Source organism: Streptomyces sp. NPDC031064 (genome assembly GCF_055570965.1).
Genome location: NZ_JBVIGF010000001.1, coordinates 1 through 4,243 on the forward strand (window position 1 = coordinate 1; position 4,243 = coordinate 4,243).

Sequence of the window (4,243 nt, forward strand, 5' to 3'; positions counted from 1 at the left end):
ACCTCGTCTTCATCAACGCCGACAAACCCACCAACCCCCACTACGTGGAGTGGACACTACGACCGACCCCCCCCCCCCCCCCCCCCCTCCTCCCCCCCCCCCTCCCCCCCCCCCCCCCCCCCCCCCCCGCCCCTGGGACGAACCGGTACCCGGGGCTGTCAGACAGCCGGGGCCGGGTAGGTCGGGTACTCCACCCCGGAGACGTGCTGGACGACACGGATGACCTGGCAGGAGTAGCCGAACTCGTTGTCGTACCACAGGTAGAGGATCGCGTTGTCACCGTCGACCTTGGTGGCGCCGGCGTCCACGATCGAGGCGTGGCGCGAGCCGATGAAGTCGCTCGACACCGCGTCGGGGGCCGTGGTGAAGTCGATCTGGCGCTTCAGCGGCGACGTCAGCGAGACGTTGCGGAGGTAGTCGAGGACCTCCTGGCGGCTGGTCTCGCGACCGAGCCGGAGGCTGAGGATCGCGATCGAGACGTCCGGCACCGGGACGCGGATGGAGCTGCCGGTGATGGGCGCCTTGAGGTCGGGCAGCGCCTTGGCGACGGCGGAGGCGGCACCGGTCTCGGTGATCACCATGTTGAGCGGCGCCGAGCGGCCGCGGCGGTCGGCCTTGTGGTAGTTGTCCAGCAGGTTCTGGTCGTTGGTGAACGAGTGGACGGTCTCCACGTGGCCGCGCAGCACACCGTACTCGTCGTCCATCGCCTTCAGCGGCGGGACGATGGCGTTGGTGGTGCAGGACGCGCAGGACAGGATCTGCTCGTCCGGCTTGATGGTGTCGTGGTTGACGCCGTGGACGATGTTGGGGACGTCGCCCTTGCCGGGGGCGGTCAGGACCACCTTGTCGATGCCGGGGCGCAGGTGCTTCGACAGGCCCTCGCGGTCGCGCCACTTGCCGGTGTTGTCGATGAGGATGGCGTCCTTGATGCCGTACGCCGTGTAGTCGACCTCCGACGGGTCACCCGCGTAGATCACCTTGATCTCGTTGCCGTTGGCGATGATGGTGCTCTTCGCCTCGTCGACGGTGATCGTGCCCTGGAACTGGCCGTGGATGGAGTCGCGGCGCAGCAGCGAGGCGCGCTTGACGATGTCCTGCTCGCCGCCCTGGCGGACGACGATGGCGCGCAGCCGGAGGCCGTTGCCGGAGCCGGCCTTCTCGATGAGGAGGCGGGCGACGAGGCGGCCGATGCGGCCGAAGCCGTAGAGGACGACGTCACGCGCCTCGCGGCGCTCGATCTTGTTGGCACCGGTGGCGCCGGCGACGGCCTCGGCGGTGAACTCCTCCACCGAGAGACCGCGGTCGTCGGCCTTGTAGGTGGCCGCGAGCATGCCGATGTCGATCTGGGAAGGGCCGAGGTCGAGCGCGGTGAGGGCCTGGAGGAACGGCATCGTCTCGGTGACCGAGAGCTCCTCACCGGCGATCTGCCGGGCGAATCGGTGGGTCTTGAGAATGCTTACCACCGACTTGTTCACCAAGGAGCGGCTGTGGAGCAGGACCGTGACGTCCCGCTCCCGCTGCAGCTTCCCGATGATCGGGATCATCGACTCCGCGATCTCCTCGCGGTTTTTCCAGCTAGTGAACGAGTCCTCATTGACAGTCACAGGTTCATCTTTCGAGCTAGGCGGTGCTCATATGCTAACCCCCCACTATTTTGATCGTTCAAACGGCCCCACTTGAGCGCGTGGGCGCCGGAATTTGTACGGTTTTAAGCCGGTTTTGGACCGGTTTCACCCTCGCATCAGTGGGCGAACACCGGGCCCGCCGATGGGTCCGGGCGCCCCTTGGGCAGCAGAGCCGCACTGGCGACGGCGGCCACGGCACAGATGACCGCGCAGGCGGCGAAGGCGGCGCCGAACCCGTCGACCGGTGGCAAGCCCGCCCCATCGCCGCCCTCCAGGCTCGCACCGGCGACCGCGGCCACGACCGCGATGCCGAGGGCGGCACCCAGCTCGTGGCCGGTGTTCACCAGCCCGGAGGCGAGCCCCGCGTCCGCGTGCTCCACGCCGTGCATGGCACTGGTGACGGCGCAGACGAAGCCCGCGCCCAGGCCGAAGGCCAACAGCAGGAAGCCGGGCAGCACCTGGGCCCACGCGTCGCCGTCCCGCTCCAGCCCCGCCAGCAGCAGCGCACCGGCCGCCGCGAGACCGAGCCCGCCACCGGCCGTCCACCGCCAGCCCACTCGCGCGACGGCCCGCGAACCGAGGTGGGCGCCCACGGTGGTGACCGCGGCGACCGGGAGGAAGACGAGCCCGGTCTTCAGCGCGGAGAAGCCGAGCACGTGCTGGAGGTAGAAGGAGCACAGGAAGAACGCCGAGATCAGGACCCCCGACGCGGCGAGCATCACCAGGCAGCCACCCAGCAGGGAGCGACGCGCGAGGAACGGCAGCCGTACCAGCGGCGCGGCCACCGACCGCTCGGCCACGACGAACAGCACCGCTCCGAACAGCGCCCCGACGAGCGGCAGCCACGCGGACGTGGCGCCGAACCCGTGGTCCCGGGCCTGGACCAGGCCGTAGATGAGCAGGGCGGGGGTGGCGGTCATCGTCAGCGCGCCGGGAAGGTCCGCACCCGGCGCACGACCGGCCCCATGCCCGCCCCCGGCCCCATGCCCGTCCCCTGTCCCAAGCCCGTGCCCGGCCCCATGCCCGCCCCCGGCCCCATGCCCGTGCCCGGCCCCATGCCCGTGCCCGGCCTCATGGCCACCCCCGTGCCCCGCCTGCCCCTGCTTGAGCAGGGCCGGGACGGCGACCAGCACCAGGACACCGATCGGAACGTTGATGTAGAACACCCACTCCCAGCCCGGCCCGGAGACGAGGACGCCGCCGAGGAGGACGCCGAAGGCGGCACCCGTGCCACCGATCGCGGCCCACACCCCGAGGGCGCGGTGCCGCTCCGGGCCGTGGAACACCGACATGACCAGGGCCATCGCCGCCGGCGACATGACCGCCGCGCCCACCCCCTGGGCGGCGCGGGCGGCGATCAGCACACCGCCGCTCTCCGCCAGCCCGGACACCAGCGAGGCGGCGGTGAACAGGGCCAGGCCGGCCAGGAACACGCGCCGGCGGCCGAGCAGGTCACCGACCCGCCCGCCGAGCAGCAGCAGGCTGCCGAAGAACAGGGTGTACGCGGTGACGACCCAGGTCAGCGCGCCGGCGCCGAGCGCGAGCTCCGCACCGATGGTGGGCAGCGCCACGTTCACCACGGTCACATCGACGATCAGCATGAACTGCGCGGTGCACAACAACGCCAGGACCAGCCAGCGCCGCGGGTCCGGAGGCCCCGCGGGCACATCACCGTGGTGCCCATGCCCATGCCCATGCCCGTGCCCGTGCCCATGCCCATGCGCGGGCCTCTGTCCGTGCTCCACCTGAGCAGGAATCTCCGAACTCACCCGAACTCCTTAACCTGAACAACGCTGTTAAGTTTCAACAGTAGGGCATCCGCCGCCGAAGTTGAACAGTGTTGTTCAAGTTAACGGGTACGCCGGCCGACGTGGACCACGCGCGGAGGGGTGGCATACGCTCGCCCCATGCCCACGCCGCACCAGAAGGTCCGCCGCGCCGACGCGGAGCGCAGCATCGCGACGATCGTGGCCGCCGCTCTCGACTGCTTCGTCCGGGATCCGCACGTCAGCATGACCGCGGTGGCCACCGCGGCCGGGGTCAGCCGCGTCACCCTGTACGCGCACTTCCCATCCCGGGAGGCCCTGCTGGACGCCGTGCTCGCTCATTCGGTCGAACAGGCGGACGCCGTTCTCCAGGGCCAGCACCTCGACGAGGGCCCGGCCGACGAGGCGTTCTCCCGGCTGGTGCGGTCGAGCTGGCGCATCCTGGAGCGGCACGCGTTCCTGCTGTCCGCCTCCGAGGGCGTCATCACACCGGCCCGGCGCCGCAAGCACCACGAGAAGGTCCTCGGACGGGTGGAGCGGATCGTGGCGCGCGGCCAGGAGGAAGGGGTGTTCCGTTCCGACCTGCCGATGAGCTGGCTGGTGACCACCTTCTACAGCTTGCTCCACGCCGCCGCGGCCGAAGCCGGCGCCCGCCGTCTCAAGGCCAAGGACGTTCCGGACATCCTCGACCGCACGTTGTCGTCCCTGCTCCGGAAGGCCGATGCGACGGCCTGAAACGCAACACCGCGGGGGGGGGGGGGGGGGGGGGGAGCCGCGGGGGGGGGGGGGGGGGGGGGGGGGGGGGGGGGGGGGGGGCGGGCGGGAGGGGGGGGGGGGGGGGGGGGCTCCCCG

Annotated in this window: 3 protein-coding genes; 1 reads left to right on the forward strand and 2 read right to left on the reverse strand. The window is 71.2% G+C overall.

What is annotated here, in order from left to right; genetic code table 11:
* Positions 1-158: 158 nt before the first annotated feature.
* Complete coding sequence (locus ACZ46W_RS00005; RefSeq protein WP_468328763.1) at positions 159-1,604, reverse strand: glyceraldehyde-3-phosphate dehydrogenase; 1,446 nt, start codon at positions 1,602-1,604, stop codon at positions 159-161.
* A gap of 137 nt (positions 1,605-1,741) precedes the next feature.
* On the reverse strand, positions 1,742-3,292 hold the full coding sequence (locus tag ACZ46W_RS00010) for an MFS transporter (RefSeq protein ID WP_468328766.1): 1,551 nt from the start codon (positions 3,290-3,292) through the stop codon (positions 1,742-1,744).
* Between the two features lie 240 nt (positions 3,293-3,532).
* Between ACZ46W_RS00010 and ACZ46W_RS00015 the strand changes: the two genes are divergently transcribed.
* Positions 3,533-4,126, forward strand: coding sequence for a TetR/AcrR family transcriptional regulator (locus ACZ46W_RS00015; protein WP_468328769.1), 594 nt, complete (start codon positions 3,533-3,535; stop codon positions 4,124-4,126).
* Positions 4,127-4,243 lie beyond the last annotated feature (117 nt).

What these genes read in the sequence shown, in the direction of transcription:
- ACZ46W_RS00015 (WP_468328769.1), top strand. Translation starts at nt 3,533, where the DNA reads ATGCCCACGCCGCACCAGAAGGTCCGCCGCGCCGACGCGGAGCGCAGC.